Genomic DNA, 20,157 nt, shown 5'->3' on the forward strand with positions numbered 1-20,157 from the left:
GATGGCTTATTCATTGCAAAAGTCGACGGTAGCAAAAGTAGTGGGCATCTCTTTGGTGATGATGCTGGCGGCCTGCAGCAGCGATCAGCGCTACAAGCGCCAGGTCAGCGGCGACGAGGCCTACCTCGACGCGGCTCCGCTCAAGGCGCTGAACGCGCCGTCCGGCATGATCCTGCCGGTGCAGAGCGGCAACTATGACGTTCCCGCCACGACGCTGCAAGGCAACGTCGGCAAGCAGTTGGACATTCGTCCGCCGGTGCAGCCGTTGGCGCTGCTGAGCGGTTCTCGCGCGCAATACGCCGGCGACAGCGGCACGCTGCTGCTGGAAAACAGCCCGCAGAACCAGAACCTGTGGTCGCGCGTGGTCAGCCTGCTGCAGGCGAAGAACATCGCGATCGCTTCGCGCCAGGACGCCGGTCAGACCCTGACCACCGACTGGGTGAAGTGGAACCGTCTGGACGAAGACAACCAGTACGAAGGCCGTTATCAGATCAGCGTGCAGCAACAGGGCTACCAGCAGGCGCTGGTGGTGAAAAGCGTTGGCCTGCAGCAGCAGGGCAAGACCGAACAGGTGACCGATCAGTCTGAAATCCAGCGCTACAACGGCATGATGATCAACACCCTGATCGAAGGCCTGGACAAGCAGGACAACCTGGCGAGCAGCCAGACCGCCAGCCGCTTCGGCGCGCTGGACGTGCAGAGCGGCGCCGATGACACCGGCCTGCCAATGCTGGTGGTGCGCGGCCCGTACACCGTGGTGTGGGATCGCCTGCCGCCGGCGCTCGAAAAACTGGGGATGAAAGTGGGTGACCGCAGCCGTCCGCAGGGCACCGTCGCCGTGACCTACAAGTCCCTGAGCAGCAGCGATTGGGATGCGTTGGGCGTCAAGGATCCTGAACTGGCGGAAGGGGATTACAAGCTGCAGGTCGGCGATCTCAACAACCGCACCAGCCTGCAATTCATCGATCCGAAAGGCAAACCGCTAACCCAGTCGAAAAACGACGCACTGGTGGCGGCATTCCAGTCTGCCTTCAGTAAAACCAGCGTTAACTAATCGAAAAGGGGCTGCGGCCCCTTTTTGTTTTGTCTATACGGTATCGTTTGCGTCGCAGGTTTGGCACAATAGTGCCCGGCACGCCAAAGAATTCATTAGGTCAATTCTATACCCCCTAATTTCGGGCCGCGCTCGGGAGACATCGGGGATACATCACTGGAGTAAGTAAGATGCAAAAGCTAGCTGAGCTGTATCGCGGAAAGGCAAAAACCGTTTACACCACCGAGAATCCCGATCTGTTGGTGTTGGAGTTCCGCAACGATACGTCAGCACTGGATGGTCAGCGCATTGAGCAGTTCGATCGCAAAGGCATGGTGAACAACAAGTTCAACCATTTCATCATGAGCAAACTGGAAGAAGCCGGCATCCCGACCCAGATGGAGCGTCTGCTGTCCGACAACGAAGTGCTGGTGAAAAAGCTGGACATGGTGCCGGTGGAATGCGTGATCCGCAACCGCGCCGCCGGTTCGCTGGTGAAGCGTCTGGGCATCGAAGAAGGCCTGGTGCTGAACCCGCCGCTGTTCGATCTGTTCCTGAAAAACGATGCCATGCACGATCCGATGGTCAACGAATCCTACTGCGAAACCTTCGGCTGGGTGAGCAAAGCGCATCTGGCGCGCATGCGCGAGCTGAGCTACCGCGCCAACGACGTGTTGACCCAGCTGTTCGACGACGCCGGCCTGATCCTGGTCGACTTCAAGCTGGAGTTCGGCCTGTTCAACGGCGAAGTGGTGCTGGGCGATGAGTTCTCGCCGGACGGCAGCCGCCTGTGGGACAAAAACACCCTGGACAAGATGGACAAAGACCGTTTCCGTCAAAGCCTGGGCGGCCTGATCGAAGCCTATGAAGAAGTGGCGCGCCGCATCGGCGTGAAGCTCGACTAAGCGTCGGCACCGCCATTCGGGGCGATCCGGTCGGATCGTCCCGCTATTCTGCGTTTTTCCAGAAAATTTCTACATTTCCTCTGCGGCAGACCATTTATAATAATGGATGCGAGATGACTAAAACCTATCCCACTCAGGCTTGAAGCTGCCTTTGCGCTTACCATCGCGGCGCAACTTCAACGAGCAGGGGAAATATCTGGAGTATATTTATGCGTTGGCAAGGGCGTCGGGAAAGTGACAATGTTGAGGATCGTCGCGGGCAATCTTCAGGTTTGGGCGGCGGCGGCTTCCGCGTGCCGGTGCGCGGCAAGGGCGGCATCGTCATTCTGGTGGTGGTGCTGGTGGCCGGCTATTACGGCATCGATCTGTCGCCGCTATTGAACGGCGGTAACGTTGCGCCGCAGGGGCAACAACAGAGCGCCAACATCAGTCCGAAAGATGATGAGCTGGCCAAATTCACCTCGGTGGTGCTGGCCTCGACCGAGGACAACTGGAAAGAGATTTTCCAGCGCATGGGCAAAACCTATCAACCGCCGAAGCTGGTGATGTATCGCGGCGTGACGCGCACCAGCTGCGGCACCGGTCAGGCGGCAATGGGGCCGTTCTACTGCCCGGGTGACAGAACGGTGTATATCGATCTGTCTTTTTATCAGGACATGAAAACCAAGCTGGGCGCCGGCGGTGATTTCGCTCAGGCCTATGTGGTGGCGCACGAAGTCGGCCACCACGTGCAGAACCTGTTGGGCATCGAGCCCAAGGTGCGCCAGATGCAGCAGGGTGCCAGCCAGGCGGAAGTGAACCGTCTGTCGGTGAAAATGGAGCTGCAGGCTGACTGTTTCGCCGGGGTGTGGGGCAAATACGCCGAGAAGCAGCAGATGCTGGAAGAGGGCGATCTGCAGGCGGCGCTGAACGCCGCGCAGGCGATTGGCGACGATCGGTTGCAGCAGCAGAGTCAGGGTCGCGTTGTGCCGGACAGCTTCACTCACGGCACCTCGCAGCAGCGCTACACCTGGTTTAAGCAGGGCTTCGACAGCGGCGATCCCAATACCTGCAACACCTTTGCATCCCGTTAACGCCTCAAGTGCCGGAGCCTGACTCCGGCATTTTTTTCGGATTGAGATACAGCCTTATGTTACAGGCAGCGCAACAACTCATGCGGCGGCAGGGCATCCGGCGCCTGCTGGTGCTCAGCGGTGAACCCGGCTGGTGCCGCGAACAGGCGCAGCGGCTGGCGGCGACGCTGCCGGGCGACTGGCCGTGGGTGGGGGAAAACCCGCCGCCCGGCCTGACGGCGTTGGCGAGCGGCGCAGTGCGCCAATTGCTGGGGCAGGAACGGCTGCACGCGGTGTTCGACGCCGGTCAGTCGCTGGACGTGGAGGCGTTGGCGGCGCTGTGCGGCGCATTGCGCGCCGGCAGCTGGCTGCTGCTGCTGACGCCGCCCTGGCGGCAATGGCCTCAGCAGCCGGACGGCGACAGCCTGCGCTGGAGCGATTGCCCACAGCCGATCACCACCCCGCATTTCATTCACCATCTGCAGCAGCACCTGGCCGACGACCGAGAAGTGACGATCTGGCGGCAGGATGAGCCTCTGACGCTGGCCGCGCTGCCGGCGCGCGAGGGTTGGCTGCCGCCGGATGGCCGGCCGACCGGGGAACAGCAGGCGATCTTGACGGCGCTGCTGCAGGCCGAATCCGGCGTGTGGGTGCTGACCGCCGCCCGCGGCCGCGGCAAATCGACGCTGGCCGGCATGCTGGTGGCGCAGTCGCCGCTGACCTGTTGGATCACCGGGCCGAGCCGCGCCGCCACGGAGGTGGCCGGGGAATGGGCGCAGGGGCGCGCACAGTTTTGGGCGCCTGATGCCTTGCTGGCGCAGTGTCGGGAGGGGGACGTCGGCGCCGTGGGCTGGCTGCTGGTGGATGAAGCGGCGGCGATCCCCGCGCCGCTGTTGCAGCAGCTGATCGGTTATTTCCCGCGCGTGCTGCTGACCACTACGGTGCAGGGGTATGAGGGCACCGGCCGCGGTTTTCTGCTGAAGTTTTGCGCCGGGCTGCCGTCTTATCAGGCGTTGAGCTTGCAACAGCCGATGCGCTGGGCACAGGGCGATGCGCTGGAACGGGTCACGGACAATGCGCTGTTGTTCAATGAGCTGCCCGCCTGGCCGGCGGATGGCCAGGCGATCGATTACAGCCAGGCGGAGCAGCGTGAGCTGTGCGCCGATCCGCAGCGGCTGGCGCGTTTCTACGCCCTGCTGAGCAGCGCGCATTACCGCACCTCGCCGCTGGACTTGCGCAGGCTGATGGATGCGCCCGGCATGCATTACGGGCTGGCGCAGGCCGGGCCAGAGGTGGTCGGCGCCGTGTGGCTGGTGGACGAAGGCGGCTTGAGCGCCGAGTTGGCGCACGATGTGTGGGCCGGCCGCCGTCGGCCGCGCGGCAACCTGGTGGCGCAGTCGCTGGCGGCGCACGGCGGCCAATGGTGGGCGCCGACGCTGCGTTCAAGGCGCATTACCCGCATCGCGACGCTGCCGGCGCTGCGGCGGCAGGGTATCGCGCGTCAGCTGATCGAACGGCAACGCCGCCAGGCGCAGGGGCTGGATTTCCTGTCGGTCAGCTTCGGCTATACCGAGCCGCTGTGGCGTTTTTGGCAATCCTGCGGTTTCGAGCTGGTGCGCATCGGCAGCAAACCGGAGGCCAGCAGCGGCTGCTATACCGCGATGGCTATTTTGCCCTTGAGCGAGCAAGGGGAGGCGCTGCGACACGCGGCGCACAAGCATCTGGCGCGCGACTGGCCCTGGCTGCGGCAGCGCATCGAGCTCGCGCTGGCGATCCCGGGCGACGACGGCGATACGTCGCTCGGCGAAGAGGACTGGCGTGAGCTGGCCGGGTTCGCTTTCGCCCACCGGCCGCTGGAGGCCAGCCTGGGGGCATTGCAGCGTTTGCTGTTGGCCAGCAATCTGCCGCTGCCCGCGCTGCGCGGCCATCTGCAGCGGCGGCAATCCCCGGCGGCCTGCGCGGAGCAGGCGGGCGTCAGCGGCCAGAAAGCCTTGCTGCGCCACTGGCGGCATGAAACGGCGCAGGCGCTGGAACAGCTGAATGCGCAGCATTGCCGCTACTGGCGCGACTGGGCGCAGTCGTTGCAATAAATTGAACAACTCGCTCAATAAAACCCGATTTTCCCGCTTTCTCAATGGCGTATAGTCACTGTCAGCGGTGCGGCGGCGACTGTCCTCGCACCAGGTTTGGTTACTATTAAGGAGTCATCGATGAAACATGAGCATTTCGTTGTCCAAAGCCCGGCGACCCCGGCGGCGCAGCTGATCTTGCTGTTTCACGGTGTCGGCGACAACCCGGTGGCGATGGGGGAGATCGGCAGCTACTTCGCCAAAGAGTTTCCTCAGGCGCAGGTGGTGAGCATCGGTGGCCCCGAAGCGTTTGGCAACGGCGCCGGGCGCCAGTGGTTTTCGGTGCAGGACGTGACCGAAGAGAACCGCGCGGCCCGTATTGCAGACGTGATGCCGCAGTTTGTGGCGGTGGTGCGCCATTGGCAGCAGCTGAGCGGCGTGGGCTATGCCGGCACGGCGCTGGTGGGGTTCTCGCAAGGGGCCATTATGGCGCTGGAAGCGTTGAAAGCGGAAACCCGGCTGGCCGGGCGCGTGGTGGCGTTCAGCGGGCGTTTCGCCCAACTGCCTGAGCAGGCTTTCGGCGACAGCGTGGTGCATTTGATCCACGGTGAAGAGGACGCGGTGATCGCCGTGCAACACGCTCACGCGGCGGCGGAAGCGCTTCGGGCCGGCGGCGCCGATTTCACGCTGGACGTGGAGGAAAACGTCGGGCACGCGATCAACCAGGGCATGATGAACGCCGCGCTGGAAAGGCTGCATTATTATGTGCCGCAGCGCTACTGGGACGAGGCATTGTCCGGCAAGCGCGGCGAGCTGATCGCCTTTCGCTAAAAACTCAGGGCGCCGATAAGCGCCCTGGTGTCATTTCTTTTTCGGCCAGTCGTCTTCGTCATCCCACTGGGCATTATTGTCGCGGTGCGGCGGTATCTCCGGCTTGTTGGCCAGATAGCTTTTCACGTCGACGCGGCGCAGTTCCTTGATGCCGCTGACGACCATTCCCACCAGAACCAGCAGGATAATCCACCAGTAATCAGCTAACCATTGCATAGCTACTCCTTTACTTCACTGCGTATAAAACGCGAAAAAATCGAGGGCAGATGGCGTTCGAGCCATTCGGCACCGGCGACCTCCTTGTCTTGCCAGGCCGCCAGCAACAGCGCCGGGGTCAGCAAGCGTTCGGCCTCTTGCGCCAGCGGCCGGTAGCTCAGATGCCACGGCTCTACCGCCACGCCGCCGCTGTCTTCGGTAAAGGGGCGGTAGAAACCGAACTCGGCCATATGTGCCGTCAGCCACTGGTTGAGCGGCGCAAAGTAACCGCCTTCTTCATATTCCCACGGCTCCAGCTGCAGCTTTTTCCCTTCCGGCAGCAGCGACGGATCGTACACATCCAGATCGCTGCCCCAGTGATGGCGGCTGGCGCCCGGCAGAGCCGACCAGCGCAGGATCGCCTCACAGCGCTCAGCGGCGGGCAGCGGCGCGACGTCGATCGGGCGGCTGTCCTTATCTAATACTGGCCGCTGGCCGCAGAATTTGCCATTCCAAATCGCCAACTGCCGGTCGAAATCGCGGAAGGTGCTGGCGGGCTGGAGATCGAATCCCGCCTCACGCGCCGCTTGCTGCATCGCCAGGAAGGCGTTGACCGCCTGCGGCTGCAGCCGATGGTTCCCGCTCAGCGGCGCCAGGTGTTCGGTTGAGCGGCCGGTGAGCATCTCTGCGTTGATCATGCGACCAATTGCTCCATGATGCGTTGATACATGCGGCTCAGCAGCTGCAGATCTGCGGCGTTGACGCATTCGTTGACCTTGTGGATGGTGGCGTTGACCGGCCCCAGCTCCACCACCTGCGCGCCCATCTGCGCGATGAAGCGGCCGTCGGAGGTGCCGCCGGTGGTCAGCAACTGCGGCGTCAGTTCAGAATAGTGTTCGACGGCGTTGACCACCGCATCCACCAGCGCGCCGCGCGAGGTGAGGAACGGTTGGCCGGACAGCCGCCACTCGATGCTGTAGTTCAGCTGGTGGCGTTCCAGCAGCTCTTCCACGCGCTGCTTGATCATCGCGTCGGTCAGCTCGGTGCTGAAACGGAAGTTGAACTGGACATAAAGATCGCCCGGGATCACGTTGTTGCTGCCGGTGCCGGCCTGCACGTTGGCGATCTGCATGCTGGTCGGCGGGAAGAACTCGTTGCCGCGATCCCATTCGATCGCCACCAGTTCATTCAGCGCCGGCATGGCGCGGTGCACCGGGTTGTCCGCCAGGTGCGGATAGGCGACGTGCCCCTGTACGCCGTGGATATGCAGGTTGGCGGTGATGGAGCCGCGTCGGCCGTTTTTCACCACGTCGCCGACGCGCTCGGTGCTGGACGGCTCGCCGACCAGGCAGTAATCCAGCCGCTCGTTGCGCGCCATCAGCGCTTCGACCACCTTAACCGTGCCGTGGGTGGCGCTGGCCTCTTCATCCGAGGTGATCAGGAATGCCAGGCGGCCCCGGTGATCCGGGTTGGCGGCGACAAAGCGCTCGGCGGCCACCACCATTGCGGCCAATGAACCTTTCATGTCCGCCGCGCCGCGGCCATACAGCATGCCGTCGCGGATCGCCGGTTCAAACGGCGGGTTGTCCCAACGCTTTTCATCGCCGGTCGGCACCACGTCGGTGTGCCCGGCAAACGCCAGGGTTTGCCCTTCGCCGCGCCAGGCCCAGAAATTCTGGGTGTCTTCGAAGTCCATCGCTTCGACGGTGAAGCCGATCGCCTGCAGACGATCGATCATCAGTTGCTGGCAGCCTTCGTCATTCGGGCTGAGGGAAGGGCGCTTGATCAGCTGCTGGGCCAGTTCGATAACCGGGCAAGTCATACGGCGACCTCGGCGATAAATTGCTGGTAAGCGTCGGCGTTAAAACCGAGCAGGGCGCGGCCGTTGCCGTCGTCCAGCAGCGGGCGTTTAATGATTGCCGGCTGCGCCAGCATCAGCGCGATGGCGGCGTCGGCGTTATCGCAGGCGTTGCGCTGCGCTTCATCCAGCTTGCGCCAGGTGGTGCCGCGGGTATTGAGCAGCGGCTCCCAACCCAGTTGCGCGACGAAACCGCGCAGCTGCTGTTCGGTCAGGCCGTCGGCGCGGTAGTCGTGAAAATGATAGGCCACGCCCTGATCTTCCAGCCAGCGGCGGGCTTTCTTGATGGTGTCGCAGTTTTTGATGCCGTACATCGTCAGCGTTGTCTGTTGCGGTTTGTTTGCCATGGCGTAAAGCTACCTGTCTCGTCGAGTCGATACTGGGCGGCGGGCGCGGTCTTAGGCCTTCTCGCCGCCCGGCGATAGCAGAGATAATGCCAGTAAAGCGGCGGCGAGATCCAGACAACGATGCGCGCGAGATGCGATTGAGCACCAGGGAGAGAAGTTGGCAATGTGGTTGAACGGCAGACTTCGCCGACGGTGCTTGTAAAAGACGTCGGCGAACGCGTTCAGCCGCCAATGCGGATCTGGGCTCAGAGGAACTATTCTTTATTAATTTTTATATTTAAACGATCGGTTAAACACCGTACGCGGGTAATATGCAACAGCGGTTTTATTCTGCTGGCGCCAAGCTTTTTCATGATTCTCGATTTGTAATGATTGGCGGTTTTGTTTCTTATATTCATAGCGTTGCTGATATCGGTCAGCGATTTTCCCGTCGACCACTCCGACAGGAAAAGGGACTCGCGCCGGGAGAGCTGCGGCGGCTCGGTATAGTGACTGTAGCGCGTATATAAATCGCCGATCAGGTGGCTGAAACGGCTTAAAGATATAAGGTTTGATAATATAATGGTCTTATTGTCGACAATCACCATCTCATGCGGGCAGTCGGTAATAATGACTATTTTGTAGGTTTTGGGGTTGGCATATTCATCGCGGTAACGCGCTTCAAAATTGGCGAGGGTGACATCGATAAAGCAGACCCTTCTGCGGTTAAAGTCGGCTGGCGTGTTTTTTTCTGACCATGTTTGATTTATCAGTTGTCTGATACCGACAATGGTATAGGTACATTCGCTGAAAATATCGATCTTCATATTATTATAATCCTTTATTTTTTATTCCCGGTGGCGACGGTTATCTTAAAGTATAAAAATAGAAATAATCGAAATAATTAAATGTTGAATTATTTCCGATGATGAATCTCAACATTTACCTATACCGCTGGTTTAGTCAGTTTGTTTTTTATTTGATTGATAGTAAAGAGATAAATAGGATTAATAAAAAGTGCCGCAAGAGGGGTAGAGGTTTTTAAATAGATGCCAGCTATCAATCAAGGAGAATTAAAAGGAAATATCATAGATTATTCCTATCGTAAATTAATATTCGATCGTTTTTACCGATCTTTTGGTTCGTGATATCTTTGTAAGAGGTCTAATGACTAAGAAATATCTCTAACAGGAAGTTCAAACGTTTTCTCATTCATGGTTGCAGAGGTGAATAATAGTGAAAATAAAAAGTTAAAAGAGAGTGTGTGTTTTTTCTGGGGCGTTTTGGCTAAGCGTTTTATCTGTCTCAAGCATATCGTCAGCTGTATTCTGCTGAGAAAAGTATTTTGATCAAGATGATCAGCGGATATAACCGCCGTTTTGCAACCGTTGCAGTGAGGCGCCGTCCGCATACACCATGCCGGTGGTCAAATCATGAAAGCCGTACTTTTTATAGAAGGCCAGTTTTTCCGGCACGGAATAGATGAAAATCTTGCCGAGCGGCGCCAAATCTTGCATCACCCGATCCATCAACCGGCGCCCCAGCCCTTGCCCCTGAAAGCGCGGATCGATCGCTACGTCGGCCAGGTAGGCGACCGAGGTCAGGTCGCTGATGGCGTGCGCGGTGGCGATCAGCTCGTCGCCGATAAACCCCCAATAGCAAAACTGGCTGTGTTGGTAAACGCGCCGCAGGGTGTGCGGATCGCGCTTGCCCAGCCCGGCGGCCTCCAGCAATTCACACAGCCGCTGCCAGTCGATGGCGCGGCGGTTCGGGTCGGTGATAATTTCCATCGTTTTCCTCTAACCAATAAGACTGAGGTCGGCGGCATAGTGCCGAATGGCGCGCTGATACCCGCGGATGTCGGCGCCCCATTGTCGTATTTTTATACCTTTTACACGCTATCGCGGAGAAATTGATATCACAAGGGAATAGCAGCACTAAACATTGATCAGATAAATACGAAAATGTGCGCTAAGCCCGGTTTCCGGGCCCGGCATCGTTCCCGCTTCCCTTCACATGGTCAAAAAACAGGCGTAGAATCCGCTTCGTCAAATAATTGAGGTTGTAAAGTATTATGGTTGATCGTGAATTAGGAAACTGGAAAGACTTCATTGATGAGATGTTGGGCAACTGACACAGCGTTGAAGCAGATGGCAAGGTTGAGTCATTGGAAAGTCACTGAAACACCTTGGGAACGAGATTATCGTTCGAAATAAAGCAGCATCGGTAACCCGACGCTGCTTTTTTTATGCCCAGGCTATCACTCCCCGGCGGCCGTCGTATTGCCTGCCGGATGCGCTTTGCCCGGGAAGCGGCGGCGAACCAGCACGAAGAACAGCGGCACGAAGAAAATCGCCAGCAGGGTGGCGGAGATCATGCCGCCCATCACCCCGGTGCCGACCGCATGCTGGCTGCCTGAACCGGCGCCGCTGCTGGTGGCCATCGGCAGCACGCCGAAGATGAACGCCAGCGAAGTCATCAGGATCGGCCGCAGACGCATGCGTGATGCGTCGAGCGTCGCGGACATCAGATCCTGCCCTTTGTGGTTCAGCTCGTTGGCGAATTCGACGATCAGAATGGCGTTTTTCGCCGACAGCCCAATGATGGTCAACAGGCCGACCTGGAAATAAACGTCGTTCTCCAGGCCGCGCAGCCAGGTGGCGGCGACCGCGCCGATCACTCCCAGCGGCACCACCAGCATCACCGAGAACGGTATCGACCAGCTTTCATACAGCGCCGCCAGGCACAGGAACACCACCAGCAGCGAGATGGCGTACAGCGCCGGCGCCTGCGAGCCGGACAAGCGTTCCTGGTAGGAGAGCGCCGTCCATTCCAGCCCGAAGCCGGTCGGTAACTGGCTGACCAGTTTTTCCATTTCCGCCATGGCGGTGCCGGTGCTGACGCCGTTGGCCGCCTCGCCGACGATTTCCAGCGCCGAGTTGCCGTTATAGCGTTCCAGCCGCGGCGAGCCGTATTCCCAGTGTGAACTGGCGAAGGCCGAGAACGGCACCATGCCGCCCGCGCTGTTGCGCACATACCATTTGTTGATGTCTTCCGGCAGCATGCGGAACGGTGCGGCGGCCTGCACGTAAACTCTCTTCACCCGGCCGCGATCGACGAAGTCGTTGACGTAGGTCGAACCCCAGGCGGTGGAGAGGGTATTGTTGATGTCGTCGATAGATACGCCCAGCGCCTGCGCCTTGCGCTGATCGATATCGATCTGCAGCTGCGGGCTGTCGTCCAGGCCGTTGTGGCGCACGCGCGACAGCAGCGGATTTTGCGCCGCCAGCTGTAACAGTTGGTCGCGAGCCGCCATCAGTTTGGCGTGCCCCAACCCGGCGTGATCTTCCAGTTCCATGTCGAAGCCGGAGGAGTTGCCGAGGCCGGTGATCGCCGGCGGGCTGCTGGCGATCACCCGCGCTTCGTTAATCTTGTTGAATGCCAGCGTGGCGCGATCGATGATGTCGAACGAGCTGTTGGCGCCCGAGGTGCGCAGATCCCAGTCTTTCAGCCGAACGAACAGACGCGCCACGTTTTGGCCGTTGCCCCCCGGCCCGGAGCCGATGATGGCGAACACCGACAACACGTCCTGTTTCTCTTCGGTGAGGAAATACTGCTCGACCTTTTCCACCACTTTAGAGGTTTGCTGCAGGGTCGAGCCCGCCGGCAGCTGTACCTGTACGGTGAAGATGCCGCGGTCTTCCTGCGGCAGGAACGAGGTCGGCAGCTTGATGAACAGCAGCGCCATGCCGCCGAGCAACAGCAGATAAATCACCATGTAGCGGCCGCTGGCGTGCAGAATGCGCCCCACGCCGCGCTCATAGCGTTCGGCGTTGCGGTTGAACATGCGGTTGAACCAGCCGAAGAAGCCGCGCTTGCCGTGATGGTGCCCCTTGGCGATCGGTTTGAGCAGCGTGGCGCACAGGGCCGGGGTCAGGATCATCGCCACCAGCACCGACAACACCATGGCGGAAACGATGGTGATGGAGAACTGGCGATAGATGGCGCCTGTGGTGCCGCCGAAGAACGCCATCGGCACGAACACCGCTGACAGCACCAGGGCGATGCCGACCAGCGCGCTCTGAATTTGCCCCATGGATTTGCGCGTGGCTTCACGCGGCGGCAGGCCTTCTTCGCTCATCACGCGTTCGACGTTTTCCACCACCACGATGGCGTCGTCCACCAGCAGGCCGATCGCCAGCACCATGGCGAACATGGTAAGGGTATTGATGCTGAAGCCGCAGGCGGAAAGGATGGCGAAGGTGCCCAGCAGCACCACCGGCACGGCGATGGTGGGGATCAGCGTGGCGCGGAAGTTCTGCAGGAACAGATACATCACCAGGAACACCAGCAGGATGGCTTCCAGCAGCGTTTTCACCACGTCCTTGATCGAGGCTTTGACGAATGGGGTGGTTTCATAGGCCACTTTGGCCTCCAGCCCGTGCGGGAAGTATTGCGACAGCTCGGCGATCTTGTCTTTCACCAACTGGTCGGTCTGCAGTTCGTTGGCGCCGGAGGCCAGCTTGATGTTCATGCCCGCGGCCTGCATGCCGTTGTAACGGCTGAGGTAGTTGTAGTTTTCGCCGCCCAGTTCGACGGTGGCAACGTTGCCCAGCGTCACCAGCGAACCGTCCTGATTGACCCGCAGGGTGATTTGGCGGAACTGTTCCGGCGTCTGGAGCTGCGACTGGGCGTTAATGGTGGCGTTCAGCGCCTGCTTATCGACCGATGGCGTGCCGCCCAACTGGCCGACCGCGACCTGGGCGTTCTGCGACTGAATGGCGCTGACCACATCCTGGGTGGTCAACTGATAGCTGTTGAGCTTGTTGGGATCGAGCCAGATGCGCATGGCGTATTGCGAGCCGTACACGTCCATGCTGCCGACTCCGTTGATGCGGCTGAGCGGATCCTGCAGGTTGGAGACGATGTAATCGGCGATGTCCTGCCTGTCCATGCTGCCATCGGTGGAGACGAACGCCACCATCATCAGCGTGGTGTCGCCGGATTTCGAGACCGTCACCCCCTGATTTTGCACCGCCTGCGGCAGGCGTTTGATCGCGGCCTGCAGCTGGTTTTGCACCTGCTGCATCGCCTCGTTGGGATCGGTGCCGGCTTCGAACGTCAAGGTCACGGTCGCCTGGCCGGTATTGGTGCTCTGCGACGACATGTACATCATGTTGTCGAGGCCGGTCATATTCTGTTCAATGATTTGGGTGACGGTGTTTTCCAGCGTTTGCGCCGAAGCACCTGGGTAAGTTGCGCTGATGCGCACGTTCGGCGGCGCCAAATTCGGGTATTGTTCTACCGGTAAAGAAAAAATCGCCAACGCCCCGGTCAGGCAAAGAATAATTGCCAGCACCCAGGCGAAAATCGGGCGATCAATAAAAAAATTGGCCATGCAGCGCGAACCTCGTTATGACTTGTTCTATCTTTAAAACGCATCGGAAATATGCATTTCAGCGGCAGGGAAGGATTCCGGCGCTATTGCACTTTACTCGGGATAGCCGAGGAAAGCGTGGAGAAAAAAAGGAGATAGTGTAAATAACGGTAGCGGAAAACGGCGTGGGCGTATCGGCGTCGGTAATTGTACGCTATTAAGACATTTTTATTACTATCAAAGGCCTTGCGCATTTTTTCGCCGCAGGGAATCGAAAAGTAAAAACTGGCCTCACCTTACAGCAGGAGCTTGGCATGGGAATTAACCCGGTATTTGCCCGTCGGCTTTATTTATGCTGGCTGATCAGCCACAGTGAGCGGCCTAATGTGCCGCGGTTGATGGCGCTGACCGGCTGGCCGCGCCGTACGTTGCAGGATGTGCTGAAGGCGCTGCCCGGCATGGGCGTCGAGCTGCAGTTCGTGCAGCAGGGCGTGCGCAACAACGACGGTTTCTATCAGTTGGAAAGCTGGGGGCCGTTCAACAAGAGCTGGGTACACCAGCATCATCAGGCGCTGCTCAGCGCCATCGAGTAAGCGGCCCCGGCGGATCGGCCGGGGCGGGGCGATCAGTGGCTTTTGTACTCCAGGTACATCACCGTCGCCGCCACGCGAGAACGCACGTCCAGCTTGCGCAGTATGTTGCGGATGTGCACCTTCACGGTTTCTTCAGAGATATGCAACTGCGCCGCCACCTGCTTGTTGGACAGGCCGCGCGCCACCTCTTGCAGGACGTCCAGTTCGCGTTCGGTCAAGGCGGCGAAGGGGTCGCGCTGCTCGCTGCGCGCCAGCAAATAGTCGGCCATGGCGTCGCTGATCACGTTCTGGCCCTCGGCGGCGGCGCTGATGTGTTCCAGCAGTTGTTCGGGTTCGCTGTCTTTTAGCAGATAGCCGTCGGCGCCGGCGTCGATCAGCGCATACAGATCGCTGCGCGCGTCGGAGACCGTCAGCACGATGATGCGCGCGTCCACGCCTTCGTCGCGCAGGGCCCGCAGCGTATCCAGCCCGGACATGCCCTTCATGTTCAGATCCAACAAGATCACGTCCGGAGCGTGCTGCAGCGCCAGCGCAACCGCCTCGCTGCCGTTGCCGGCCTCTGCCACCACGCCAAATCGCGCATCCAGTCCCAGCAGTTGTTTGATGCCGCGCCGCATCAACGGATGATCGTCAACGATCATGACTCGGTATTGCTTCATCACCATGAAATATGCTCCCTGTAGCAAGTAAAGCCACTCAAACGCGCCCGGAGGCGTGCTTCACAGTGGGACTGTCTCTTCAAAAATAGCGGCATTCTGCACCGCAAACCTCTCCGGGCGGCCTTCAGGCCGGCGGCAACCGTAACGCAGAGTGAACAGCCGCAAGGTCAGGGCGAGAATGTCAGGCAGACCGCCGTGCCGCCGCCGCTTCTGCGCCGGATGCGCAGCGTTCCTCCCAGTCGCGCCGCGCGTTCGCTCATGATGGTCAAGCCGTAATGCCCTTCCGGTTCTTCCAGACTGGCGATGCCGCAACCGTCGTCGGTAATGCTGAATACGTTGTCGCCTGCGGCGTTGACCTCGCAACATACCGCGATCTCGTTCGCTCCGGCGTGCTTGACGGCATTGAGCACCGCCTCGCGCACGATCTGCAGCGCGTGCACCTGCTGCTGGGCGTTGAGCGCCTGCGAGGGCAGCCGACAGTGTAACTGAATCCGCGCGGGGGTTAGCGCCTTTAATGGCTGCAACAGTTGCTCCAGCGCGGCATTCAGGTCCGCCTCCTGAATGTTGAGGCGGAAGGTGGCCAGCAATTCTCTCAGCTGGCGATAGGCATCGGCCAGCGTGCGCTCGAAATCGTCGATAATCGCCTGCGCCGCCGGATCGTCGGCGGCGCGCCGGAGCAGCGTCAGCTGGATGCGCAGGAACGACAGCGTCTGCGCCAGCGAATCGTGCAGCTCGCGTGCGATGGTTCCACGCTCTTCCATCAACAGCAGATATTGGTGCTGCTTTTGCGCCCGGTTGAAGTAGACGCCGCGCCCCAGCATGTTGGCCAGGCTCTGCATCAGGTGAGGATGCGGCGGCTGCGCTTCGGGCTGCCATCGCAACTCGCCCAGCAGTTTATCGCCTTGGGTGATCGGCAGCGCGCTCCAGGTTTGCGCCGGCGCCGGCTCTCCTTCGTTCAGTTGCCACTGGCCATGATCGTCCGCCACGTTCAACCGGATGCAGCGCAGTCGTTCACTTTGGCGCACGATGCGCAGCGCATTTTCGAACGCCTGCTGATCGATCTGACGCACGCTCAGCGCCTGCGAGCAGCGATAGAGCACCTCCAGCGTGTCGTTGGCCTGCTGCAGGCGCTGGGTCTTTTCCTGCACTTTCAGCTCCAGCGACTGATAGAGGCGGGCCAGCTCGTCAGACATGGCGCTGAAGGTTTGCGACAGCACGCCGAGCTCGTTCGGCAGCGCCACGTCCAGCTGCGGATGGCGAAAGTCGCGCTGTTGCACGCGCTGGCTGGCGTCGACCAGATGCTGCAGCGGCGTGACCACCTGGCGGCGCATAAAGCGGATGCAGAACAGCACCAGACCGATGATGGCGGCGTAGCCCAGTACGCTGACGGCGGCCACCAGGGTGAGTTTCAACTCGGAATAACGCTGCAGAGCGGAAACGAAATGATCGACGCGGTTGACGTAGCCGGCGACCTCAGCCCGGTAGGCGGCCGCCTGCCCGTCGCGGATCTGCCGCTCCATCGTTTGCCATGTTCGTTGCAGCGCCAGATAGTGGTTGCGCACCTCGGCCGGGACGTAAAAGCGAGTCAGCTTTTGCAACGCGGGCGCCTGCAAAGATTGCCGGTACTGCTGCAGGTGCAGCTCCAGCTCCGGGCTCTGCCGCTCGAGATCGAAGGCCAAGCGGTAGCTTTGCATGCGCAGCGAACCGGCAATGTTGATCGCCTCGGCATCGCTCTGGCTGCCGGCGACGGTCGTCAACGCCAACCCGGTGGCGAGCACCGACAGTATCACGATGCCGAACAGCGCTCTGGCCAGGCTGCCGGTCACGGAACGTTTAACAAGCAATCACGGAATCCTTTTCTCTCAGGTGAGGCGCTTCGCCAGTTTCATTCGAAAGCAAAACTATAACTTTTGCAACTAAATTGCACCGCGATTTGTATCAAGTTGTCAACAAAACGGGAACAATTGTCGTTGTGTAATCAAATGAATAGCGAAATGCCCGCCGATGTTCAGCGGCGGGCCGGTTTTCTCTGAAGATTTGCCTTTAGCGCGGATGAAATCAGGCAGAAGGCCCCCTGTTTCTGGGGGCGCTTTATTGCCGCGCTTCAGGGCGTCGGCAGATTCATCGCGGCCACCTGCTTCGCTGCGTGGTCGCTGAAGCGCAGTCCCCAGCGGGTGAAGTACTCGCGCAGATCCTGCCCCGCCTCCCGGCTGTAGACGACCACGCTGAAGTCGATGACCTTCTGCGGCGTGCCGAAAACGTATTTATATTTATCCTGCATGGTGTTACCCGGCGCCGCGAAAGTCTGCTTCAGCCGTTCCTGATTAATCCGCGGGAAGAAGGATTCATCATAAGCGTGCAACAGATGGGTAAAAAACCCCAGCGCGACATCATGCTGCTTCTTCGGGAATTCGTCATAGCGCACTTCTGATGCGAGGAACTTACGCACCGCATCCCGATCCCACTCCTTGTCGGCGCCCAGTTTGCAGGTTGGGCCATAGTCGAAATCGTTGCGTTCCGACAACAGGCGGCAAGCCAGTACCGAATAACGGTTGACCTGCACTTCGGGGAATACGTTGTATTCCCACTGCGGTTCGTTCTCATGCCCCAGTTCGTGCCAGAGTCCCCAGTGGGCGGCGTTGGCGCGGGTGGTCTTGTCGGCGAAGAAACCGACGTTGACCGCGCCCTCGCGGTATTCGGCGCTGCAGCATTTGCTGTAGTTGAGGAACAGGGAACCCTGTGATGCCGTGAACATCTCGTGGGTGCCGTCCATGCCGTTCACCGCTTCATACAGCGCGGCGATGCTGAGGCTTTCCCCCAGCGATTTATTGATGATCTCCTGCGTTTTGTCGGTGATTTTCTTCGGTACGAAGTGATTGGATTTACCGTCATACAACACGGCGCCGCCCAGGATGCCGGCGCCGGCCTTCTGTTGCTCCCAGTCGCCTTGCGTATTCTGACCGAGAATGTGCAGGTTGCTGTCGCCACCGCCGCTCACCTCTAACCGGACAAATTCGCCGTTTTGCTGTTTTTGCGGATGGCTGCAGCCTAAGGCCAGTACGCCGGTTTGCGCGAAGGTATAAGTGGTCTCCTTGTTGGCATCAAGCTTTCGTTTGTTCGAGTAGATGTTGTCAACGTTATCGAAACGGGCGCTGGTCGCCGCAAAACATGAGCTGCCTGCCGGAATAGTTCCGGCCTTTATCGTGACGCTGTCGCCCTGATTCCCCAGCGTGCGGGTGTAGAAGAAAATTCCGCGCGCCATACTGCCATACAAGGAGTTGTACCAACTGGCGGCGTGAACGATCGGCAGCCGGTAGACATTTGGCGTGTCTAACGGGTACATCTGCATGGTGCGTTTGAGCCAATACAGCGGCGTGCGGGCATCTTGCGAGTCCGCCATCGCCTGTTCGGCATTCTGATTCAGCGCATCCAGGCTGGTGCCGATGTAACGCAGCGCATCGTTGAATCCCTCCTGCTCGGCATAGGCTTGCCACCAGGGAGTCTCCTGGGCGGCACACTGGCCGAGGTTTTGCCAGGGTTCGCCGACCCAACCGGCTACGCCGGGGATATGGTGTTTTTCTGCCCACCATTTATTGGCGAACAGCGTATTGTCCTTTATGACCTGCGTGCCTTTGATGGCGTAGGTTTTAGCCACCCATTCCGGCACGTTGGCGCAGTCCGCCGCCTGAGCGCCGGCGCTGGCCATCAATAAAAGGCTTAATGGTAACAAGCAGCGATGAGTCAGTTTCACGTTGGTTTTCCCTAAAGAGGCGTTGAAAAATAAAATAGGCGCGTGTTATTAGGATGATGTGGCGCTATCCCTTATGGTTTTTTTTCAGGGTTTCCGCTACTTAGATGTGCTTACTTTAAGATGATTTCAGGTCGGGCCGCCGCCGGGGCCGATGATGTTTTGTTGCAAATCGTCTGCCGCGGCGCGGCGTAATCGCGGTATGATCTTCAGGTTGCAACTCAAGGGAAAAGGGTCATGTCGTCGAAAATTGAGAATGTGAAGAAAGAGCTGCTGTCGGACAACTGGTATGTGCTGCATAAGTATACGTTCGATCTGAAACGCAAAAACGGCGGTTCGGTGCAACAGATGCGCGAGGTCTACGATCGCGGCAACGGCGCCACTATTTTGCTGTACAACCGCGCCAAGGGCACGGTGGTGCTGACCAACCAGTTCCGCATGCCGACCTATGTCAACGGCAACGAGAGCGGCATGCTGCTTGAGGCCTGCGCCGGCCTGCTGGACGCCGATTCTCCGGAGCAGTGCGCGCGCCGCGAAGCGGTGGAAGAGACCGGTTTTCAGGTGGGCGAGGTCAAGAAAATCTTCGAAGCCTACATGTCGCCGGGCGGCGTGACCGAGATCGTGCACTTCTTTATCGCCGAATACCATGACGATGAGCGGCGCGCGGCTGGCGGCGGCATTGAAGATGAAGATATTGAAGTGATCGAACTGCCGTTCAGCGAAGCGGTGGCGATGATCGCCGACGGCCGCATTAAAGACGGCAAGACCATCATGCTGCTGCAGTATTTGCAGATTCATCGGGTGATGGCATAAAAAAAGCCGGTCTCGATGACCGGCTTTCTTATTGGCTGGCGCCAGGCCGCTTACTTCAGCAGCGCCTGCGCCTTGGCCACCACGTTGTCCACGGTGAAGCCGAACTCGGCGAACAGCTGCTCCGCCGGTGCCGACTCACCGAAGGTGGTCATGCCCACGATAGCGCCGTTCAGCCCCACGTACTTGTACCAGTAGTCCGCGATACCCGCTTCCACCGCCACGCGCGCCGTCACCGCCGCCGGCAGCACCGACTCGCGGTACGCCGCATCCTGCTTGTCGAACGCGTCGGTCGATGGCATCGACACCACGCGCACCTTGCGGCCCGCCGCGGTCAGCTTGTCCGCCGCTTCCACCGTGATGCCCACTTCGGAGCCGGTGGCAATCAGGATGACGTCCGGCGTGCCCGCGCAGTCTTTCAGCACGTAGCCGCCGCGGTACACGTTCGCCAGCTGCTCTGCGGTGCGTGGCTGCTGGGTCAGGTTCTGGCGCGAGAACACCAGCGTGGTCGGGCCGTCGTTGCGCTCGATGCCGTACTGCCACGCCACCGCCGATTCCACCTGGTCGCACGGGCGCCAGGTGCTCATGTTCGGGGTCACGCGCAGGCTCGCCAGCTGCTCCACCGGCTGGTGGGTCGGGCCGTCTTCGCCCAGACCGATGGAGTCGTGGGTGTAGACGAACACGTTGCGCAGCTTCATCAG

19 protein-coding genes are annotated in these 20,157 nt (G+C 59.9%); 8 read left to right on the top strand and 11 right to left on the bottom strand.

The genetic code is table 11. The features are described from left to right. Nucleotide 1: 1 nt before the first annotated feature. From bamC to ypfH, 5 genes are all read left to right on the top strand, one after another. Nucleotides 2-1,054 carry an outer membrane protein assembly factor BamC gene (bamC, locus tag ACJ8PI_RS20820; RefSeq protein ID WP_033648812.1) on the top strand — a complete coding sequence of 351 codons (1,053 nt, stop codon included), beginning with the start codon at nt 2-4 and terminating at the stop codon, nt 1,052-1,054. A gap of 170 nt (nt 1,055-1,224) precedes the next feature. Next, nucleotides 1,225-1,938, top strand: coding sequence for a phosphoribosylaminoimidazolesuccinocarboxamide synthase (purC, locus tag ACJ8PI_RS20825; RefSeq protein ID WP_033635498.1), 714 nt, complete (start codon nt 1,225-1,227; stop codon nt 1,936-1,938). Between the two features lie 209 nt (nt 1,939-2,147). Then, nucleotides 2,148-3,011, top strand: a complete 864-nt coding sequence (gene ypfJ / locus ACJ8PI_RS20830) for a KPN_02809 family neutral zinc metallopeptidase (RefSeq protein WP_033635497.1) — start codon at nt 2,148-2,150, stop codon at nt 3,009-3,011. Between the two features lie 56 nt (nt 3,012-3,067). Next, entirely contained in the window at nt 3,068-5,080 is a 2,013-nt protein-coding gene (locus tag ACJ8PI_RS20835; RefSeq protein ID WP_164134645.1) for a tRNA(Met) cytidine acetyltransferase TmcA, read from the top strand. A gap of 120 nt (nt 5,081-5,200) precedes the next feature. Continuing rightward, a complete protein-coding gene (gene ypfH / locus ACJ8PI_RS20840; RefSeq protein ID WP_049194842.1) occupies nt 5,201-5,890 on the top strand; it encodes an esterase in 690 nt (229 codons plus the stop codon). Nucleotides 5,891-5,920: 30 nt separating this feature from the next. Here ypfH and ACJ8PI_RS20845 read toward each other — a convergent pair whose 3' ends face one another. The 6 genes from ACJ8PI_RS20845 to ACJ8PI_RS20870 form a co-directional block, all read right to left on the bottom strand. After that, nucleotides 5,921-6,106 carry a YpfN family protein gene (locus tag ACJ8PI_RS20845; RefSeq protein ID WP_004941720.1) on the bottom strand — a complete coding sequence of 62 codons (186 nt, stop codon included), beginning with the start codon at nt 6,104-6,106 and terminating at the stop codon, nt 5,921-5,923. Nucleotides 6,107-6,108: 2 nt separating this feature from the next. Next, the gene (locus tag ACJ8PI_RS20850; RefSeq protein ID WP_033648808.1) at nt 6,109-6,783 is read right to left on the bottom strand and encodes a M15 family metallopeptidase; all 675 of its coding nucleotides are present in this window, start codon (nt 6,781-6,783) and stop codon (nt 6,109-6,111) included. Next, nucleotides 6,780-7,907 (bottom strand): succinyl-diaminopimelate desuccinylase, encoded by a 1,128-nt coding sequence (dapE, locus tag ACJ8PI_RS20855; RefSeq protein WP_033648807.1) that lies wholly within the window; start codon nt 7,905-7,907, stop codon nt 6,780-6,782. The genes ACJ8PI_RS20850 and dapE overlap by 4 nt, the downstream gene beginning before the upstream one ends. Next, nucleotides 7,904-8,290: an ArsC family reductase gene (locus ACJ8PI_RS20860; RefSeq protein WP_033648806.1), complete on the bottom strand. Its 387-nt coding sequence runs from the start codon at nt 8,288-8,290 to the stop codon at nt 7,904-7,906. The genes dapE and ACJ8PI_RS20860 overlap by 4 nt, the downstream gene beginning before the upstream one ends. A gap of 254 nt (nt 8,291-8,544) precedes the next feature. Beyond that, the gene (locus ACJ8PI_RS20865) at nt 8,545-9,096 is read right to left on the bottom strand and encodes a LuxR C-terminal-related transcriptional regulator (RefSeq protein WP_164134646.1); all 552 of its coding nucleotides are present in this window, start codon (nt 9,094-9,096) and stop codon (nt 8,545-8,547) included. 531 nt (nt 9,097-9,627) lie between these two features. Next, on the bottom strand, nt 9,628-10,059 hold the full coding sequence (locus ACJ8PI_RS20870) for a GNAT family N-acetyltransferase (protein ID WP_033635490.1): 432 nt from the start codon (nt 10,057-10,059) through the stop codon (nt 9,628-9,630). A gap of 284 nt (nt 10,060-10,343) precedes the next feature. On the opposite strand from ACJ8PI_RS20870, the gene ypfM reads away from it, so the two are divergent. After that, the gene (gene ypfM, locus ACJ8PI_RS20875) at nt 10,344-10,403 is read left to right on the top strand and encodes a protein YpfM (RefSeq protein ID WP_100396732.1); all 60 of its coding nucleotides are present in this window, start codon (nt 10,344-10,346) and stop codon (nt 10,401-10,403) included. A gap of 126 nt (nt 10,404-10,529) precedes the next feature. On the opposite strand, the gene acrD is transcribed toward ypfM, so the two are convergent. Beyond that, the gene (acrD, locus tag ACJ8PI_RS20880) at nt 10,530-13,667 is read right to left on the bottom strand and encodes a multidrug efflux RND transporter permease AcrD (RefSeq protein WP_033635489.1); all 3,138 of its coding nucleotides are present in this window, start codon (nt 13,665-13,667) and stop codon (nt 10,530-10,532) included. A 293-nt stretch (nt 13,668-13,960) separates the two neighbouring features. Here acrD and ACJ8PI_RS20885 point away from each other — a divergent pair, with 293 nt between their 5' ends. Further along, nucleotides 13,961-14,239, top strand: a complete 279-nt coding sequence (locus ACJ8PI_RS20885; protein WP_004941750.1) for a winged helix-turn-helix domain-containing protein — start codon at nt 13,961-13,963, stop codon at nt 14,237-14,239. Between the two features lie 32 nt (nt 14,240-14,271). Here the strand turns inward: ACJ8PI_RS20885 and ACJ8PI_RS20890 are convergent, their stop codons facing one another. The 3 genes from ACJ8PI_RS20890 to ACJ8PI_RS20900 form a co-directional block, all read right to left on the bottom strand. Continuing rightward, nucleotides 14,272-14,904, bottom strand: coding sequence for a response regulator (locus ACJ8PI_RS20890; RefSeq protein ID WP_033635488.1), 633 nt, complete (start codon nt 14,902-14,904; stop codon nt 14,272-14,274). Between the two features lie 161 nt (nt 14,905-15,065). Beyond that, complete coding sequence (gene narQ / locus ACJ8PI_RS20895) at nt 15,066-16,742, bottom strand: nitrate/nitrite two-component system sensor histidine kinase NarQ (protein WP_060423096.1); 1,677 nt, start codon at nt 16,740-16,742, stop codon at nt 15,066-15,068. Nucleotides 16,743-17,002: 260 nt separating this feature from the next. Beyond that, on the bottom strand, nt 17,003-18,649 hold the full coding sequence (locus ACJ8PI_RS20900; RefSeq protein WP_164134647.1) for a M60 family metallopeptidase: 1,647 nt from the start codon (nt 18,647-18,649) through the stop codon (nt 17,003-17,005). A 234-nt stretch (nt 18,650-18,883) separates the two neighbouring features. On the opposite strand from ACJ8PI_RS20900, the gene nudK reads away from it, so the two are divergent. Beyond that, nucleotides 18,884-19,459, top strand: a complete 576-nt coding sequence (nudK, locus tag ACJ8PI_RS20905) for a GDP-mannose pyrophosphatase NudK (protein WP_033635486.1) — start codon at nt 18,884-18,886, stop codon at nt 19,457-19,459. Nucleotides 19,460-19,509: 50 nt separating this feature from the next. On the opposite strand, the gene ACJ8PI_RS20910 is transcribed toward nudK, so the two are convergent. Further along, a partial coding sequence (locus tag ACJ8PI_RS20910) for a transketolase-like TK C-terminal-containing protein (protein WP_303396406.1) occupies nt 19,510-20,157 on the bottom strand: 648 nt, incomplete at its 5' end.

The sequence above is a fragment of the Serratia sp. CY82433 genome (assembly GCF_052166535.1).
GTDB lineage: Bacteria > Pseudomonadota > Gammaproteobacteria > Enterobacterales > Enterobacteriaceae > Serratia > Serratia sarumanii.

Excerpts from the sequence above, each read along its gene's own strand:
- bamC (WP_033648812.1), top strand. The coding sequence starts at position 2 with ATGGCTTATTCATTGCAAAAGTCGACGGTAGCAAAAGTAGTGGGCATC.
- purC (WP_033635498.1), top strand. The coding sequence starts at position 1,225 with ATGCAAAAGCTAGCTGAGCTGTATCGCGGAAAGGCAAAAACCGTTTAC.
- ypfJ (WP_033635497.1), top strand. The coding sequence starts at position 2,148 with ATGCGTTGGCAAGGGCGTCGGGAAAGTGACAATGTTGAGGATCGTCGC.
- ACJ8PI_RS20835 (WP_164134645.1), top strand. The coding sequence starts at position 3,068 with ATGTTACAGGCAGCGCAACAACTCATGCGGCGGCAGGGCATCCGGCGC.
- ypfH (WP_049194842.1), top strand. The coding sequence starts at position 5,201 with ATGAAACATGAGCATTTCGTTGTCCAAAGCCCGGCGACCCCGGCGGCG.
- ACJ8PI_RS20845 (WP_004941720.1), bottom strand. The coding sequence starts at position 6,106 with ATGCAATGGTTAGCTGATTACTGGTGGATTATCCTGCTGGTTCTGGTG.
- ACJ8PI_RS20850 (WP_033648808.1), bottom strand. The coding sequence starts at position 6,783 with ATGATCAACGCAGAGATGCTCACCGGCCGCTCAACCGAACACCTGGCG.
- dapE (WP_033648807.1), bottom strand. The coding sequence starts at position 7,907 with ATGACTTGCCCGGTTATCGAACTGGCCCAGCAGCTGATCAAGCGCCCT.
- ACJ8PI_RS20860 (WP_033648806.1), bottom strand. The coding sequence starts at position 8,290 with ATGGCAAACAAACCGCAACAGACAACGCTGACGATGTACGGCATCAAA.
- ACJ8PI_RS20865 (WP_164134646.1), bottom strand. The coding sequence starts at position 9,096 with ATGAAGATCGATATTTTCAGCGAATGTACCTATACCATTGTCGGTATC.
- ACJ8PI_RS20870 (WP_033635490.1), bottom strand. The coding sequence starts at position 10,059 with ATGGAAATTATCACCGACCCGAACCGCCGCGCCATCGACTGGCAGCGG.
- acrD (WP_033635489.1), bottom strand. The coding sequence starts at position 13,667 with ATGGCCAATTTTTTTATTGATCGCCCGATTTTCGCCTGGGTGCTGGCA.
- ACJ8PI_RS20885 (WP_004941750.1), top strand. The coding sequence starts at position 13,961 with ATGGGAATTAACCCGGTATTTGCCCGTCGGCTTTATTTATGCTGGCTG.
- ACJ8PI_RS20890 (WP_033635488.1), bottom strand. The coding sequence starts at position 14,904 with ATGGTGATGAAGCAATACCGAGTCATGATCGTTGACGATCATCCGTTG.
- nudK (WP_033635486.1), top strand. The coding sequence starts at position 18,884 with ATGTCGTCGAAAATTGAGAATGTGAAGAAAGAGCTGCTGTCGGACAAC.